This is a genomic window from Caldicellulosiruptor bescii DSM 6725, assembly GCF_000022325.1.
GTDB lineage: Bacteria > Bacillota > Thermoanaerobacteria > Caldicellulosiruptorales > Caldicellulosiruptoraceae > Caldicellulosiruptor > Caldicellulosiruptor bescii.
Map to the genome: position 1 here is coordinate 2,771,335 of NC_012034.1, position 17,375 is coordinate 2,788,709.

Consider the following 17,375-nt stretch of genomic DNA (forward strand, 5'->3'; position numbering starts at 1 on the left):
CCTTCTCAAGATTTGTTTGCAAGTTTATGCGTTTGTGTTGCATATTCAAGACAGTCGTTGCATGCCTTTTTCAAACAATGTTGAATACCTATCAAACCCAACCTCAAGAACAATGTCTGTCACCGGCTTGTCCGTTGAAAGGAGCAAGCTGCATGCGTGCTGAAGCCTCACCTCAATCAAAAAGTTGTGAAAGTTACTCCCAACAAGCTTTTTTAAAAAGCTGGCTTTCTAAAAACAAAAAAGCCACAGACGGTTTGCAGAAAAATTTATCTGTGGTCTATCTGTTATGAAATTATTGAATAATTTCTTTCTTTTTTTTCTTTTTCAGTTCCTCTAATTCTCTCTCTACTTTTTTTGCCGTTTCTTCAAAATATCTAATCAATTCTTCTGGAGTCATGTCTTTTGTTTCTTCGTAGATCTCCTCCTGTATCCTGTGCAGTTCTTTCATCGCACTTGTTTCAAACATATTTGTCACTCCTCTTCCTCTAATATCATAAGTGGGGACACCAGTTGAATTTCTCTATAACCCATAAGTTTGTTTATTGCGTTTACGCCTTGAATTGTCCTATATTTAACTATATGCTTAAAATTCCATGATACCAAAATATCACATTCGTTAATGCTTGCAACTGCAATATGGACTGCGTCGTCGAAATACTTTGACGGAATTATACATTCATTTACATACTTCTGCGCAAGTTCCAAAACTTGTTGGTTAATCTCAATTCTCGTGAATTCTATCTGGGACATATACTCTAATAGCCTGCTTCTTTTTGGTTCCTTGCACTTATTTAATTCAGTTATTACTGCACTTGAAATGTATACATTGTATTTTCCTTGTTTAAGCTCATCCCAAAATTTTTTTGTTATCTGCATATACTCAGGATTATCCTGCTGGTCTAAGTGACTTATAACTGAAGTGTCAAGATATACTCGTAGCCTGGTCAATGTTTCAAATTTTCTCCCCTTCTTACACTAACATCTCTTCCCTGCCTCTGATTTAATTATACCACAAACCTGCATATTCTGTGTTAAAAAATATGAACGTACAATTGAAACACTAAAAATTATTAGAATCAATTTTTTTCTCACTTTTCTACTTTGACTTAACTTTGTCCCTGCCATAAAAGGTTTTTGCTTTATATTGGATATCATAAACCAATATTAGATGATTTTGTAATTATCGTCGTTATTTCACCAAATAATTGACTCAACCCTAAAAACTTATGCGTTGTCCTACACCGGATTAATATACTGCACAAAATTAGTTACAGACTTTAGTTTGATCATGAACTTTTATTCAGCTGGTTATAATCTCAAAATTTTTGACTTCAAAACAGAACTTGCACTGCAATATTCTATTTCTTAAATAATTATGCTTGCTTTTTTGTGATTATTAGTTTATTATATAATTAAATGCTTATAAGCTATTGAAAGAGAGGTGTAAAAAGCACAACTCTTTCTTTTAAAGCTGAAAAAAGAAAGATTGTGCGAAAAATATGTCTACGGAAGAAAGACTTGCAAAGGTGTTCAAAGCGCTTTCTCACCCAATTAGAATAAAGATAGTTCAAAACCTTTTGAGCGGTGAAAAGTGCGTATGTGAACTTTTACAGTTTGTTGAATTTTCTCAACCAAATTTATCTCAACATTTAAAAATCTTAAAAGAGGCCGGTTTGCTTGAACACCGCAAAGTGGGTGCAAATATGCATTACAGGATTAAAAATGAATATGTCAAGGCTTTGCTGAATATAGCAGAAAAATTCATAATTGAGAACCAAAATTTTGAAAGGATGTGATAGAATTTGTTTTTCCCCATTCAAAAATTTGCAGATTTTGTAACTTACAATATTTTTAAAATCCCTCAGAATTCAAAGCTCGCAAGTGCTGTGAACTTTTTTATATTTGACACAATCAAGATTTTCATTCTGCTATTTCTGATTGTATTTGTCATAACCTTTATAAGAAGCTTTTTCTCACCAGAAAAGACAAGAGAAATTCTTTCACACAAAAAACAAAATATCTTCCTTGCCCACATTTTAGCAGCGCTTTTAGGAATTGTGACACCATTTTGTTCGTGCTCAGCAGTTCCGCTTTTTATTGGATTTGTTGAAGCAGGCATTCCACTTGGTGTGACATTTTCGTACTTGATTGCTGCCCCAATGGTAAATGAGGTGGCGCTTGGACTTTTATATGCAAATTTTGGTCTTAAAATCGCTCTCATTTATGTACTGTCAGGTGAGATAATTGCAATTGCAAGTGGCATCCTAATTGGAAAGCTTAATCTTGAAAAATATGTTGAGGACTATGTTTTTAAAATCAAAGTTGGAAACGTTCAGATTGCTGAGGACAAAAAAACTTTAAATCAGCGTCTCAAAGAAACACTGGAATTTACCATTGAGCTTATAAAAAAGGTATGGGTATTTGTTGTTGTTGGAATTGGTATTGGTGCTTTTTTACACGGCTATATCCCAACAGGAGCACTGACAAAGATTGCTGGAAAGAACAATCCTTTTGCTGTAATTTTTGCAACAGCACTCGGAATACCTCTTTATTCTAACGCAGCAGGAATAATTCCACTTGTGAGTGAATTCAGGCGCCTTGGGGTTTCGATGGGAACATCACTCTCTTTCATGATGAGTGTAACAGCCCTCTCTTTGCCTGAGATGATACTTCTTCGCAGGGTATTAAAGCCAAAGCTTCTCGGAATATTTGTGGCAATTGTGGGCTGTGGAATAATTATAACAGGGTATCTATTTAACCTTATTCTTGGATAAAAACTTTTAAGAAGGGAAGGTGTGATTGACAGATGGTTATAAAAGTTCTTGGTGGTGGATGTGCAAACTGTAAAAAGCTAATGGAAAATGCTAAAAAGGCAGCTGAGGAGCTTGGAATTGAGGCTCATTTTGAAGAGGTAAAAGACATCGAAAAGATAATGTCTTACGGTGTTATGAGAACACCTGCTCTTGTTGTTGATGAAAAGCTCATATTCTCAGGCAGGGTTGCAGGTGTTGAGGAAATAAAAGAAATTTTGAAAAAAGAGGCAGGAAAGTGAATAGTTATTTAATAAAAGGCGGGCAGCACACCCGCCTTTTAACTTTTCGGTATTAAATTTTCTATCACTCTTTTAGCTACCAAAAATTTATTTGTGAGACCTGCTTTTTGTTCCAAATTTTCAAAAAAAATTTTTTATTCATCAATTTACATAACATCACTTTGTACACTGTTGCTTGCCCTGTTTAGACTCAGACCTACTCAAACTCCTCCTCTTTTCCTGAACTCTTGAGCACTCATACCTTTGTGTTTATGAAAAACTCTGGCAAAAGTGGAATATGAATCAAATCCAACCTCAAGCGCGATGTCTGTTACAGGCTTGTCGGTTGAAAGAAGCAAACTGCATGCGTGCTGAAGCCTCACTTCATTCAAAAAGTTGTGAAAGTTGCTCCCAACAAGCTTTTTAAAAAGCTGGCTTATGTAAGAGGGACTTAAGTGAAACTCTTTTGACAAGGTTTTCAGGTCTATGTTCTGGTTATAATTCTTATGTACATAGTACACAAGCTGCCAGTAGTCGAACGGAACAGGAATGCTCTCTTTTTGAGCTCTGTTTGTGACAGAGTTAGAAGCAGGTCTTTGAAAGCTTTTATCACATGCCAAATTTCTGCACCTGTCAAAATACGCAACTATTTCTAAAATCTTGGCTTTGAGTATTATCTCTGCCCACACATCCTGCTGGTTATAATATATCCATGCTTCTTTAAAGAGCCTGTCCATCACCTCTTTTTCCTTGCCTTCAAAGTAGTAATAGGGAAGTACATTTTCGTCATAACTCAAAAGAAGTTCTCCTATTCTGTAAAAAATGCTTGATGGTGCTAAAAGCTCCTCAAACGAAATGGCAACAACATAGATTGAAAGAGGAGTTTGCTCTGAATAATCTATTCTGTGAATCTGGTACGGCATGACAATTGAAAATGTGCCAGGTTTTAAATTGTAGCTGATTGAATTTATGTGTTCTGTCCCCTCACCTTTTACAACATACATAAACTCAACAAAGTTGTGCCTGTGAAGCTTAAAATATCTTGGGTCTTCCCAGAAATTCAGGGCAAACTTCTGTGGCCGCTGGCTGACATAATCAAAAATCTCTTCTATGTAAAGAGGCTCTTTTTCTGGCATTTATCATTTCCCCTTAACAATTTTAAATTCTCGTGTTAATTTTCATTATACACCAATTTACAATGCAAATTAAAGTGTGCTAAAATCTTTTTGCAGCTTTTACATAGCGCTGCACGGGTCGCAGCAACCCCGGTCAAAAAAACAAGGTAAAGGAGTGTTTTTAATGTCTGACAAATACCAGCAAAGAAGATTTGACATCTATGGGTATGAAAAGATTGACACAGAGGTCTTAGAAGCAATCCCCTATGAATACCCTGAAAAGAACACGGTAGTGGAATATATCACAGAAGAATTTTCATCAGTCTGTCCGTGGACAGGTCTTCCTGATACGGCAAAGCTTACAATTCGATATATCCCTCACCAAAAACTTGTTGAGCTAAAATCTCTCAAGTATTATCTAACTTCATACAGAAACGTGGGAATACTGCAGGAACATGCAGTAAATAGAATCCTTGATGACCTTGTAAAACTGCTTGAGCCAAAGTTTATGGAAGTGATTGGAGAGTTCCATGAACGTGGAGGAATATCAACAAAAGTAGTGGCAAGGTACGAAAAATGATACCTTGCCACTTTTATTTTTTTACTCAGCTCCTTCAAAAATATTTATCACAAACTGCAAATTGTCAAGCCTAAAGAGGGAAAAGTTATCCCAGAAGATGCAGCTTCCACACACAATTAGCTTTCCACCGCTTTCAAATCTTTTTTGAGCGATAAGCACAGGCGATTTTTTGCCACTGTCTGTGAGGCTAGTCTTTCTTGCCTCAAGCACAACCTCAGCTCCATTTCCAACCTCAAGTGGTGCTGAGTACGGAAACACAACCTCTTTAACACCTTTTCGGTAAAGTTTTACTTCATCTGTTGTTATTATAAAAAGGTCATCTTCTAAATGGTGTATCTCATCCTTTATACCTTCTGGCAATATGTTTATTCCATATTCTCTTGTGATGCTATTGCAAATCTCAGAGACACCATCTTTGTTTTTGAAATGTGCTGTAAAGATGATTTTCTTGCCCTTTTGCTGCAAAGCTTCTCTTATCTTTTCCTTCTCTTCATTGCTGAAAGGATTTTCTGGGTAGTTGAAAACTATGACATCATACTCAAAAAGCCTGTCAAAATCGTCTACCTCTTCAATTTCAATTTTTCTTTTGCAAAGCTCCTTGTAAAGTCCTGAAAAGTAATAACCATCTGTGAGCAGAAACTCTTGATGAGTTGCGCTCCATGCAACTTTCATCTACTTTCTCACCCTGTGTGCTGTAGTTTTGCAAATATGTGGACAAACAATTTTTCTTAAGTACTTTATATAATTTATTTTACCATCCTCAAAATTCTTCTCAAAAGCCTTAAAATATACAAAATTGTCCTTCCCAGGCGTATTTATTTTTTGTCATAAAGTGATATTATTATATATGTAATTTTTAAAGATTGATAGTTCATGAAATTTCGAAGGGAGCGATTGACAGGGACTATGCACACTCAAGAAGACAGAAAAATAAATAAAAACATACTCATCGCAACAACACTTTCTTCTTTTTTAGTGCCGTTTATGTCAAGCGCAGTCAATATTGCCGCACCAGATATAGCAAAAAGTTTTAAGCTCAACGCTGAAGAGCTGAACCTTGTGATAAGCATATTTTTGATATTCTCTGCAGCCTTCATTCTTCCCATGGGAAAGCTCTCTGACACATTTGACAGGACCAAGATATTCAAAACAGGGCTTTTGCTGTTTACACTTTCAACCCTGATGTGTGCACTCTCAAACACAGTAGAAATTCTTTTTGTCTTCCGCGCACTTCAGGGATTTTTCTCAGCATTCACATTTGTGACATCTATGCCAATCTTGATTGAAGAACACTTACCACAAATAAGGGGAAGGCTTTTAGGGATAAACACAGCAGTTGTGTACTTGGGGACATCCTTAGGACCTTTTTTGGGTGGTTTGCTTGTAAAACTTTGGGGATACAGAAGCATATTTTTGTTTGGATTTGCCATAGGACTTGTTGGTTCATTTGTGAGTTTATTTTTACTCCAAAAAGAAGTGAAAAATACAAGGCAGGCAAAACTACTTGACAGCCTTAAATCGCTTGACAAAATGGGCACAATCCTGTCGATGACAGGGCTTTTTCTTTTAATGTACGGAGCCTCCACATTTGAACTGGGAAATACCTCTAAAATTTTGTTCTTTGCAGGGTTAATTTTGATGGTAATTTTTGTTGTTGCAGAGGCAAAACTTCAAAATCCCATTTTGGACGTAAAACTGTTTGTAAAAATCCCGCAGTTTGGATTTTCAAACTTAGCAGCGCTCATAAACTACAGCTGCACATTTTCTGCGTCTTACCTTATGTCGCTGTACCTTCAACTTGTAAAAGCTCTGCCATCCCAGCTTGCAGGCTCTATTTTGATTGTTCAACCACTGTCGCAGGTTATTACTTCATTAATTTCCGGCAGAGCCTCTGAAAAGATAGAACCAAGAAAGCTTGCAACATCTGGCATGGTTTTGACCACAGCTGGTCTTTTTATTTTTTCAACTTTTGCTGCTAAAACAAACCTTGTTATTGTTATCTTAAATCTGTTTATCATGGGGATTGGTTTTGGACTTTTCTCATCGCCAAACACAAATGTTGTTATGAGCTGTGTACCAAAATCACTCTATGGCACAGCATCATCAACAATATCTGTCATGAGAGTTATAGGACAGGCATTCTCAATGGCAATTGTTTCGTTTGTATCAATCATGTTTTTGAAAGGCGTAAAACTTTCGCACGAAAACTATCTTCTTATTCTAAAGAGCATGAAGACAAGCTTTTTGGTGTTTGCACTTCTCTCTATTCTGGGAATTGTTGCGTCATACAAAAGAGGAAATATTTACTCTGAAGTAAAACAAAGCAAATAAAGGGGCAGCTCAAACTCTGGCTACCCCTGTTTTTCTTATATCTTTTATTCCAATGCTTTTATATCCTCAACAACTGGATTTGACTTAGGACTTTGAGGATTTGTCTTAAAAGTTACCTCAACGTCGGTATTTTCATTAAGGTAAGCTAATTTATCGGAAACATTACTAATTTGCAAAACTATGTGTTTTTGGTCAAACACAAACTCTGCAAAGTTGTTGTCTGCAAGTCCCACAAACTTCCCTTTTAGAGTCACCTTATCAGGCTTTTTTATACTCACAATTCGTGGGTTACCACCATCTTTGGGCTTTTCAAATTCAACTTCAACAATCTCACCCTCTGAAAGATTAAGCCCCTGAGTGAGATTTTCATCAACTTCAAATTCTTTGAAGTCAAAGTTTGTGTTAATAAGCGAAAGCTGTATAGTGTGTGCATCAACACCACCGACAAACCTTGCAACAGCTTTATACACTTCAGACAAAACCTCTTGGCTTTGCTGTTGGCTTGGATTTTCTTGCTCAAGCTGACTCTGTTCTTGCCTTGGCTGATTTGAATTCTCATCTGCTTGATGAGGCTGCTGCACAGCAGGTTTTTGATTGAGATACCCCGCTATGTAATAACCTGCCAAACCTCCAAGAACACATACCACTACAATCAAAACTGCAATCCACAACCTTTTTGCAGCACCTTTTTTTATTCTCATAAAAAATCCTGACTCCTTCTTTGCCAAATGAAAAGTCACATTTTCTTACATACTTATAAGTCTACAGCAAAGCCTAATCAAAATCAATGGAATTTTAAGACGCAGCAGCTCTTTTGTAATGCCTGCTTTGTCCTTTTCCCTGTCCAACTTTTCTACCAAGCGAAACTATAATTGACTCAATACAACCTCTGCACTTTGTCGCATCTTCATTTATGCAAATCTTTCCAGGATACAACTCATATTTGAGCTTGTACTCAAGGTCATTTACATTTGGCATCACAATGTTTGCACCGCACATGAGACCTTTTTGTCTTCCAAGAGGGTCTAAAGTGCCAAGCGCAGTTGTTGCAGGAATATTAGCATCTGGAATCAAAAGCCTCAAAATGGCAATGCTCTTTAAAGTTAAATCCACCGAACCTTCCTCTGCATCTTTTAGAGGCGTCTGTGGATGAGGAATAAAAGGTCCTATGCCTATCATATCTGCATCCAGCTCTTTTACAAGAAGTATATCCTGTGCCAAATCATCAATAGTTTGCCCCGGAAGACCTATCAAAAAACCTGTCCCAAGCTCATACCCAAGATTTTTTATCCATTTGAGACATTCTATCCTGTTTTCAAAGCTCATTCCGGGATGATATTTTCTATATAGCTTTTTGTTTGAAGTTTCAAATCTCATCAAAAACCTGTCTGCTCCGGCATCTTTGAATGCCTTGTACTCATCATATGACCTTTCACCAATTGAAAGTGTTATAGCAACATCCACGCTACTTTTTATCTTTTTTATAATTGAACACAGCATGTCTTTGGTGTAATACATATCCTCACCAGACTGCAATACAACCGTGCGGTACCCCATCTGATACGCCCTTTTCGCAACCTCTACAATCTCATCTTCCTGCATTCTGTAACGCTGAGCTTGGCTATTGCTTCGTCTCAGACCACAGTAAAAACAGTCGTTTTTGCAGTAGCTTGAAAATTCAATAAGCCCTCTTAAAAAGACCTCATCTCCAACATGTTCTTTTCTTACACTATCAGCTGTTTTGAAAAGAAGTTCTTTATCATCACCTTCTGCCATCAGCAAAAGTTTTATCTCATCTTTTGTGAGAATATTCTCATAACATGCTTTTTCCAAAATATCTTTTACTTTCATTTTACTGGTCTCTCCTGTCAAACAGAAAATTTGAGTATTTCTATCTATTTTAATGCTTTTGATTTTATTATACCATATTATATAATGGTTTAAAAGTCTACCTTAATCCACTTTTTACCAGAATGGTATACATATTTATTTTTGTGGTATAATTGAATAAGGAAAGAGGGGAGGAATATTCGTTGCAAAGCAAAAATAAAAAAGTAAAAAAACAAACGCCGTTTAGGCTTTTTCTCAAAAGCTTTGTAAGAACTATTTTAGTACTTTTGATTGCAAGCATGGCAGTTTTAATCGGTGCTGGTTTTGGAATGGTCACAGGATACATAAAGGCAATACCAGCAAATGCTCTTGATATAATAACTTCTTCTTCAGATACTCAGACAACTATTGTTTACGACCAGAGCGGAAACGAAATTGCCCGGCTTCATGGCAATGAAAACAGGATAAGAGTGCCATACAACAAGATTCCAAAAAATCTCATAAACGCTTTTGTTGCAATTGAGGATGAGAGGTTCTGGCAGCACAACGGGATTGACATCAAAAGAATATTCGGCGCAATATTCAAAAACATAAAAACCGGCAGTCTTTCAGAAGGTGCAAGTACAATCACCCAGCAGCTTGTGAGAAACAAACTTTTAACCTTTGAAAAGTCCTTCAAACGAAAGATTCAAGAGCAGTACCTTGCCATTCAGCTCGAAAAAAAATGGACAAAAGAACAGATTTTAGAAGAGTATCTCAACACAATTAACCTTGGCAGCGGAGCATACGGTGTAGGAGCTGCAGCATACACCTATTTTGGAAAGGATGTATCGCAGCTGACTCTGGCAGAGTGCGCCCTAATTGCCGGAATTACTCAAAATCCTTCATATTATAATCCTTATGTTTTTCCAGACCATGCAAAGAAAAAGCAGGAAATTGTTCTCAAAAAGATGCTTGAACTTGGATATATAACCGAACAAGAGTACTTAGAAGCAATAAATCAGCCACTTGTTTATGTAAAAAAAGACATCTCTGCAGAAAGTGCATACAAACATGCGTACTTTGTCGATTCTGTAATAGATGAAGCAATTGAAATTCTATCTGAAAAGAAAAGAATTTCAAAAGATGAAGCAGAAAACTTAATCTATGGTGGCGGACTTAAAATCTATACAACAATGGACGAAAACATACAAAGTACAATGGAAGATGTCTTTTCAGACCTGTCAATTATGCCAAAGATAAAACACTACGATGCATCAGGAATACCACAACCTCAGGCAGCAGCTGTTTTGATTGACTTTAAAACAGGTGCTGTCAAAGGCATCATGGGCGGAAGAGGAAATTTAAAAGGTGTTAGGCTCTTGAACCGCGCTACAATGTCTGTTCGCCAGCCTGGGTCAGCTATAAAACCTATTGCGGATTATAGCTTGGCGCTTGAAAATGGTTATACTGCTGCAACTGTGATTGATGATGTGCCATTTTCGGTTGGCAGGTACACACCACGAAACTGGTATAAAAGTAACGTTGTTTCTGGCAAAAGAGGGTATAAAGGATTAATGACCTTGAGAGAAGCTTTGCAGTGGTCGGCAAACGTTCCTGCTGTAAAGGTTGCATATAATCTGGGGATTCAAAATGTTTACAGGAATCTAAAAGGGTTTGGTTTTACAACTCTTGCACCACAGGATATGAACAGTCTCTCAATTGCAATTGGTGGATTTACCTATGGAGTAAAACCAATTGAACTTACTGCTGCGTTTGCTGCAGTTGCTAACAGTGGTGTGTATATAAAACCCTATTTTATAACAAAAATTGAAGACAAAAACGGTATTACAATATTTGAAAGAACGCCCTATAAAAGAAGAGTAATGGATGAAAAGAATGCATATATACTTACAAATATGCTCCAGAGCGTTGTCACTGCAAGGATAACAGTAGGAGTTAAATTTTCATATCCTGTTGCAGGAAAAACAGGTACAACCGATGACAGCAAAGACAGATGGTTTGTAGGATACACTCCAAACTATGCGCTTGGCGTATGGGTTGGCGAAGACAAACCTGTTGCATTAAATTATATAACCGGAACAAATCCGTCACTGAAAATTTTCAAAGCAATAATGGACAGGGTTGTACGTCAAAAAGGTGTAAGCTCAGAGTTTTTAAGACCTGCTGGAATTGTGGAAAGGTATGTGTGTAAAGAGTCAGGTAAGCTTGCAACAAGCCTTTGCAAACAAGACCCTCGTGGAAGTCAGGTTATAAAAGAGATTTTTGTTGAAGGCACAGAACCAACAGAGTACTGCGACAAGCATGTAAAACTTAAAGTTTGCACTCAGTCTAACAAGCTTGCAACACAGTACTGCCCAACAACAATTGAAAAGGTGTTTATAAAAAGAGATAATCCTATTTGGCCAGGTTCTTCGGTTGTCCCACCTGATGATTATATGTACCAAGCACCAACCAGCTACTGTGATATTCACAAAGCACCGCAAGAGGAGATTGTGCCGCAGAAAGGCACTACCTCGCAGCAGGAGCAGTCTTCTTCACAGAGCCAGCAGCCCTCTTCTGCTGAACAAGGCAGCCAGCAAAGCGTTGAAGAAAACTTGCCTCTTGAAAGCGACACAACACAATCAAGTACTTATTCTTCACAGTAGAGATAAGGGGCTAATAAATATTTGAAATTTTCATTGAGCAAAATAAGGCAAAACTCTGCCACACAAAGCAATACTTTATTACATAAAGGGGCTATCAACCTTTCTTTTTAGATAGCCTCTTTTTTTAATTTCTTCATCTTTGTTCAGTCTATTATTCTGAACATTTTATATGCGCTGTTATACTATTTGAGCACATTTTCTGATATTTAAAACTATATCCAAAAATCAATTATAAATTAAATTTTTTGTAATCATTTAATTACCATACCTGTTATAATATTTATTTCCTATTAAAGTCATGTACTTTGTATTCTATTAATTAAAACTTTTGTATTTACCAATTGCTGTCGACCTGTAATCCCACAAAAATCCCTGGGGGTCGACAGCAAAAGGTCGTTTTTAGCATCCCTCGACTTTCAATTGCTTGTGGAATATAATAGAAATAATCTACAGTAGCTTGAAAACTTAACCATTTGTTCCTTGTGAAATTTCTCAAACCATCTATTGTTGTAGCCTCCCCGTTGGGGATTGAGAGGAGGGAGAAGCTTCCCCTTTGGGATTGAAACTAAACAAAAAAGCGGGTATGAACACCCGCTAATTGCTGTTTTATCATAAAAATATCATAAAAATTGATAATCAAATAACCTTAAAAAATATATCCGTAGTTTTTAATTTTTGTTTTTGAGAAAATTTTAGGATTGTTATACCTTTTATGACTCCAAAAATCTCTTATACATATCAATATATCCCTTTTTGAAAAATTTAACTTATTTATTAAATGAAAATCGAAAATTTTATACGAAACAAATAAGAAGTTCCAATACAAAATAAGTTTAATTCGCTTTATTTGCAAGTTAATAGTCAAATTTATTAATTAATAGGACATAAGGATTTTGTTTAGCAAAACTTATTACCTCATCTGCAAAACCACTTTTTGAGAATAACACATAGAACTTTTTACGATTATTAAAAATCATACTCTTTTCTATTAGGTTATTCAAAACAGACATATCAACTTTCTGGTTTCTCCATTTGCATTCACCAAACAGGATGTTATTGTTGTCAAATGCTACTATATCAATTTCCTCTTCACGCTTTTTATAAGGATTATTTCCCCACCATTTACCTATATTTTCAAAAATGAAGGGTAATTTTTTTGCCTTATTTAAAATCTTAAGATAATCCATGCAAATCTCCTCATAAACTTCTCCAATAAACTCATTCATAAAAGGTTTGATTTTGTTCTCGATAACTTCATCAATTAATCCCTGTTCAATCAAAGTCTTGTTGGTAAAAACAAATCGATACCAGAATCTAAAAAAATTATCCTTGATTTTGTAAATACTTTTTCTGCTTTTTGACTCTAACTTGAGAGGAGTTACCTTTTCAAGAATTTTTAAATCTATGAGTACAGAAATATATTTTGCACATTTATCAATGTCAGTTCCCACTTTTGCAGATATCTCACTTAATTTACTGCTGCCTGTTGCTATTGCTTCTATTATCGAATTATACAAAGCAGGTTCTCTTACTTCTTGCCTTAAAAGCAGTTTTGGTTCTTCATAAAGATAAGATGACTTGTCCAATATTTTTGTCTTGATGTTTTCGTATATGTCTTTTGTGCTGTCAAAGATACTCAAGTACTGAGGAATTCCTCCCAAAACTCCATATGCAATAACCTGATCTTCAAAACTATAATTAAGGAAAAATTCTCTACTCTCAAAAAATCTAAATGGCTCAACTATTAGTTGAGCAGTTCTTCGTCCATATAAAGGACTTTTATAACTTAAAACTTCCTTTTCGATGAAACTTACAGAAGATCCACAGATAATCAAAAAAAGTTTGGTATTCTTTAAATGATGATCAATCAAATTTTGCAAAAGTGATGGTATACTTTTGTTTGTATTTGCTATATAAGGAAATTCGTCAATTACAACAATCAATCTCTTATCCTTTGCTTGCTGTGCCAAAAATATAAATGCCTTTTCCCATGATTCAAATCTGCCCACTAACCCTTCAAGGTTAAAATAAGAGAGTACCTTATCTGAAAAAGATTCAAGGTTAATTTTATCATTGTATTCTTCAGCAACAAAGAATATTGAGGGTTTATTTTTGCAAAACTCAGTAAGCAGAGTAGTTTTTCCAACACGCCTTCTTCCATACACAACAACAAAGTGGAATTTGTCTTCATTATAAAGTCTGTTTAATGTTTCAAGCTCATACTTTCTGCCAACAAACATAAAATCACCTACTCTAAAGTTACTAACTCCAGAGTTACTAACTTTAAAGTTAATAACTTTGAAATCAATAAATATTATAACATAGTTTTAGTTCAATTTCTATTGTGTTTTTGATTTTTTAAAGCTAATCACAACTACTGCTATAATCTATGTTTCCCTTGTAATTGGAATTAACTTTTCAATTATATTATCATTATCCATAGATGTATGTGTTTTAAATTAATTAAATAGGTTGTTGAATAAAAGAAATTAACATAAAAGATAATAAATAGATATATAAAAAGCCATCCTCCTTGAGGTAAAATTATAGGAAGAGAAGACAAAAAACACATAACAAAGGAGGATGGCAATGACTAATTTTATTAAAACACAAAATCAAAAATTATTAAAGATACTTATGACAGTTGAGAAAGTAATAAAAGCCATGGGATTAAAGATAAAAAGCAGCAGAAGTAAAAGACCAAAGAAGTTTAAGTTAAGCCATATAATAGCTTGTTTTGTTTACAAAGTCAAAAACAAGATAAACAGCTTCAGGGAATTAGAATACAAAATAAACGAAGATGAAGAATTTAAAAAAGCTATAGGGAGATAGAGAAGAGCTTTTGACATTTCATATTTTTCGAAATGGGCAAAGGTAATTGAAGAAGAATATATAGAAGAAATAGCAAGAATTTTAGCAAGAAGAATAGAACCGCAGACAAAAGTTTGTGCTATAGATTCTACCCCTTTGAGAAGTTTGAGGGGTGACAAAGAAGCAGGAACAGGAGTATGTATTAGTTTAGGTTTTTACAATGGATATAAATTACATGTGTTAGCAACAGTTGAAGATGAGGTTATACCAATAGTATGGTGGTTGACACGTGCAAATGTCCATGACAGTAAAGTAGTAGAACTTTTGTATTGATCTAAGATATTTGGCTTGATGTGATATTAGCAGATGCAGGTTATGATTGTGTAAAGTGCTTTGAGGTGGCAGATAAACTTGAGATAAAGTTTGTAGCGGCGGTAAATAAGAGAAATAGTAAGGATTTTAGTAATGTAAAAAATATTTTGAGGATAAAGAATATAGAATTTTTAGGAAGTGAAGAAGGGCAAAGGTTATATAAGCAAAGGACAAAAATTGAAAGATTATTTGGGAAATTAGAAGGAGAATACAATTTAGAACAAGTAAGGTTAAGAGGTTTTAGAACATATAAGAGGCATGTAGAGGTGAATAATGATTACTTATTTGATAGAGGTCTATATTCAAAAAATTGGAAACTGTAAATTTTCTTTTAAATATACGTGGAATAATTTATAGTTCTATACAATAACATTAATGGTACAATTATTTATTCAACAACTTGTTATTCAAAAGAAAAGCTGGAAAGAAATCTGCAGCTAATAGTCTTATCTTAATTTTTCAAGATACTCTAAAACTTTTTTCTCAAGCCAATCGTTAGAACCTTCTTTTGAAAAAACTTCTTCCATAGTACAAAAAGACCTTTGCTCTAATGTTTTTAATTCATTGAATTTTTTCTGAAGAATATTGTCTTTCTCAATCTTCCTTGAACCATCTTTTTCCTTAATTCTTATCTCGTCTTTTTCAAGGTCAAGATAGCTGCACAGAAGAGGAGATTTTTCATCATACTTTTCCACATTTTTGACAATTGAACTTCTGCTAAAATTTGCATAACAGTAAGTACAAAAGTGTTTGCAGGTATTGAATATTCCAAGGTCTATGCTCTGAGCACACCCGCACGCCTTTCTCTGATTGTTGTCTTTCTTGTATTCTTTAACTTCATAAAAACCTTTTTCTTTTCTGAGTTCCCTTATAAGATCGCCATCCACACAGTGCGCTTTTTTCAGCCCCAACTGTTCAATGGACACATCTTCTGCACATGTCTCAACGCTCAGATTATATCTTTTCCCTATACTGCCTATTGCACCAAAGACATTGTAAAGCTCATCTGCCGAAAAATCCTTTGCATTTATTTTGTTTAGCTCATCCACTGCCTTGCTGTAAAAGTCAACATAGCTTATTATGCACTTTTGAGTGTAAGGTGCAAGCTTTTCGCAGAGCTCCTCAAACTTTTCTTTGTGGTAACTAAGTGGCATTTTGTCGGTAATAATTATAGGGTCATATCTCCATATAACCCTTTTTTTGCCTATTAAGTTTGAAAGCTCTATGAAAGTTTGAACAACCTCATCCTTTGGAGGGATGTTAGGTTCTATGTCTTTACCGTAAGGCGTGATTGTAAACTGAAAATAGTATATATAATTTTCAAGGTACTTTAGTTTTTCTAAAAAATTTTTGGGATTTTTTGTCCAGAAGACTATAGCATCAACATCTTCTGGCAATAATGATACTGCAAAAACCTGAGATGGTCGCATCGGGTTCCGATACATTGCAAAACCTTCTTTTATTCTGTTTATAAACCAATCACCGAAAAAAGCTGGGATATCTGTTCTTCTGCTTGCACTTATAATCAACTGTATCATCTCCTGATTACAAATTTTCTAATACAATTCAATTTTTAATTAGAACAAGCTGAGCACTTCTGTATTCGTCCCACATCTCAAAATAGTTTATTAAGTCTTCAGGTATATTAGAAAAGTCAACCCTGAAATCAGAATGTGCAGCACCAAATTTAAGACTTGGGTCATCTTTGTATGGAAAGTAATATTTGATTACTGATATGTTGCGGTTTGTCCAAAATCTTTCAGATAAATGCTCAAGGAATATGCGACCTTTTATTTCATCAGGATTTCTCTTTGCATATTCTTGTGTTACATTCGTGTCATTGAAAATTATCATTGTTGACTTTGGAAGTATTTCAAAAGCTTTTTCCACAAATTTCTCTGAAAATCGCTTTACCAGGTCCACTGGATAATATTTTGCAATATCAGATAAAACATATTGAAATAAAATAACATTAGGCTGTTCTTCTTTCATAATTCTAACTACCTCCTGAAATTCTCTAATTGCATCTAAATATGATACTTCTATTTTCGACAGTTTATGCCTCTTTCCGTGCTTAATTATAAAATTGTGAATCTCCTTCCAAAGCACATTTTTTTCAATGCCATGATATTTTATTTTCTCATTTAATTTGTTATGTTTAATATATTTTTCAAACGCAAAAAGATCTGTGCAAGGTCCACATCCAATTGAAAAAATTCTGGGATTGTTAGGAATCCTGTGACTAATTCTTTGAAGAAGCATAAACAATTCCCCTAAATGCTTAAGAGAAAATCTTCCGCAGTAATAGTATATCATATTTTGACAATCATAATCACGGATATTGCCATTATTCTTCCTTTTAAAGTGAACTTTTGGAAGGCATTTCTCACAAGTGCTTACTCTCTGATAATTCGAATTGGAAAAGCGAAGACAAACAGGTGAGTGAAATTCTTTTGCAATTCTCATAACATCATGCATAAGTAAATGCACTTTTTCTCACTCTCCTTAACAGACTGGAAATACAAAAGACATAGTAAATTTTAATATGAGATTTTGATAACTTTAAGGTCAAAAATTATGCGAATTTCATTTATGAACATGGAAAATTAGAATTTTCATTACATTAGTTAAATGATATTGTTTGTAATTCAGTTTAT

15 protein-coding genes and 2 pseudogenes are annotated in these 17,375 nt (G+C 34.9%); 7 read left to right on the plus strand and 10 right to left on the minus strand.

Annotation, left to right across the window (positions count from 1 at the left end; translation table 11 throughout):
• Positions 1 to 45 precede the first annotated feature (45 nt).
• The 3 genes and pseudogenes from ATHE_RS14410 to ATHE_RS13305 all read right to left on the minus strand — a co-directional run.
• Positions 46 to 225 (minus strand): annotated as a pseudogene (locus ATHE_RS14410) (helix-turn-helix domain-containing protein); the annotation flags it as partial.
• A 67-nt stretch (positions 226 to 292) separates the two neighbouring features.
• Entirely contained in the window at positions 293 to 466 is a 174-nt protein-coding gene (locus ATHE_RS14855) for a hypothetical protein (RefSeq protein ID WP_015908948.1), read from the minus strand.
• Positions 467 to 471: 5 nt separating this feature from the next.
• Complete coding sequence (locus tag ATHE_RS13305; protein ID WP_015908949.1) at positions 472 to 948, minus strand: type II toxin-antitoxin system VapC family toxin; 477 nt, start codon at positions 946 to 948, stop codon at positions 472 to 474.
• A 551-nt stretch (positions 949 to 1,499) separates the two neighbouring features.
• On the opposite strand from ATHE_RS13305, the gene ATHE_RS13310 reads away from it, so the two are divergent.
• From ATHE_RS13310 to ATHE_RS13320, 3 genes are read left to right on the plus strand one after another with little or no spacing between them, the layout of a single operon-like run.
• A complete protein-coding gene (locus ATHE_RS13310; protein ID WP_015908950.1) occupies positions 1,500 to 1,796 on the plus strand; it encodes an ArsR/SmtB family transcription factor in 297 nt (98 codons plus the stop codon).
• A 6-nt stretch (positions 1,797 to 1,802) separates the two neighbouring features.
• Entirely contained in the window at positions 1,803 to 2,774 is a 972-nt protein-coding gene (locus ATHE_RS13315; protein WP_015908951.1) for a permease, read from the plus strand.
• A gap of 32 nt (positions 2,775 to 2,806) precedes the next feature.
• Positions 2,807 to 3,052: a thioredoxin family protein gene (locus ATHE_RS13320; protein WP_015908952.1), complete on the plus strand. Its 246-nt coding sequence runs from the start codon at positions 2,807 to 2,809 to the stop codon at positions 3,050 to 3,052.
• A 200-nt stretch (positions 3,053 to 3,252) separates the two neighbouring features.
• Here the strand turns inward: ATHE_RS13320 and ATHE_RS13325 are convergent, their stop codons facing one another.
• Complete coding sequence (locus tag ATHE_RS13325) at positions 3,253 to 4,167, minus strand: AraC family transcriptional regulator (protein WP_015908953.1); 915 nt, start codon at positions 4,165 to 4,167, stop codon at positions 3,253 to 3,255.
• Between the two features lie 163 nt (positions 4,168 to 4,330).
• Here ATHE_RS13325 and queF point away from each other — a divergent pair, with 163 nt between their 5' ends.
• A complete protein-coding gene (queF, locus tag ATHE_RS13330) occupies positions 4,331 to 4,726 on the plus strand; it encodes a preQ(1) synthase (protein WP_013291477.1) in 396 nt (131 codons plus the stop codon).
• A gap of 21 nt (positions 4,727 to 4,747) precedes the next feature.
• Here the strand turns inward: queF and ATHE_RS13335 are convergent, their stop codons facing one another.
• The gene (locus ATHE_RS13335) at positions 4,748 to 5,398 is read right to left on the minus strand and encodes a hypothetical protein (protein ID WP_015908954.1); all 651 of its coding nucleotides are present in this window, start codon (positions 5,396 to 5,398) and stop codon (positions 4,748 to 4,750) included.
• 234 nt (positions 5,399 to 5,632) lie between these two features.
• Between ATHE_RS13335 and ATHE_RS13340 the strand changes: the two genes are divergently transcribed.
• Positions 5,633 to 7,057, plus strand: a complete 1,425-nt coding sequence (locus ATHE_RS13340; protein WP_015908955.1) for an MFS transporter — start codon at positions 5,633 to 5,635, stop codon at positions 7,055 to 7,057.
• A 44-nt stretch (positions 7,058 to 7,101) separates the two neighbouring features.
• Here ATHE_RS13340 and ATHE_RS13345 read toward each other — a convergent pair whose 3' ends face one another.
• The gene (locus ATHE_RS13345; RefSeq protein WP_015908956.1) at positions 7,102 to 7,758 is read right to left on the minus strand and encodes a hypothetical protein; all 657 of its coding nucleotides are present in this window, start codon (positions 7,756 to 7,758) and stop codon (positions 7,102 to 7,104) included.
• 94 nt (positions 7,759 to 7,852) lie between these two features.
• A complete protein-coding gene (gene hydE, locus ATHE_RS13350; RefSeq protein WP_015908957.1) occupies positions 7,853 to 8,908 on the minus strand; it encodes a [FeFe] hydrogenase H-cluster radical SAM maturase HydE in 1,056 nt (351 codons plus the stop codon).
• Between the two features lie 182 nt (positions 8,909 to 9,090).
• On the opposite strand from hydE, the gene ATHE_RS13355 reads away from it, so the two are divergent.
• Positions 9,091 to 11,535, plus strand: a complete 2,445-nt coding sequence (locus tag ATHE_RS13355; RefSeq protein ID WP_015908958.1) for a transglycosylase domain-containing protein — start codon at positions 9,091 to 9,093, stop codon at positions 11,533 to 11,535.
• 854 nt (positions 11,536 to 12,389) lie between these two features.
• On the opposite strand, the gene ATHE_RS13360 is transcribed toward ATHE_RS13355, so the two are convergent.
• The gene (locus ATHE_RS13360) at positions 12,390 to 13,775 is read right to left on the minus strand and encodes an ATP-binding protein (protein WP_015908959.1); all 1,386 of its coding nucleotides are present in this window, start codon (positions 13,773 to 13,775) and stop codon (positions 12,390 to 12,392) included.
• 349 nt (positions 13,776 to 14,124) lie between these two features.
• Here ATHE_RS13360 and ATHE_RS13365 point away from each other — a divergent pair.
• Positions 14,125 to 15,075: pseudogene (locus ATHE_RS13365) on the plus strand (transposase).
• 89 nt (positions 15,076 to 15,164) lie between these two features.
• Here the strand turns inward: ATHE_RS13365 and ATHE_RS13370 are convergent.
• Together ATHE_RS13370 and ATHE_RS13375 are read right to left on the minus strand one after the other, a co-directional pair.
• Positions 15,165 to 16,247, minus strand: a complete 1,083-nt coding sequence (locus tag ATHE_RS13370; protein WP_015908960.1) for a DUF1848 domain-containing protein — start codon at positions 16,245 to 16,247, stop codon at positions 15,165 to 15,167.
• A gap of 37 nt (positions 16,248 to 16,284) precedes the next feature.
• Positions 16,285 to 17,208 carry a hypothetical protein gene (locus ATHE_RS13375; protein ID WP_015908961.1) on the minus strand — a complete coding sequence of 308 codons (924 nt, stop codon included), beginning with the start codon at positions 17,206 to 17,208 and terminating at the stop codon, positions 16,285 to 16,287.
• Between the last annotated feature and the right edge of the window lie 167 nt (positions 17,209 to 17,375).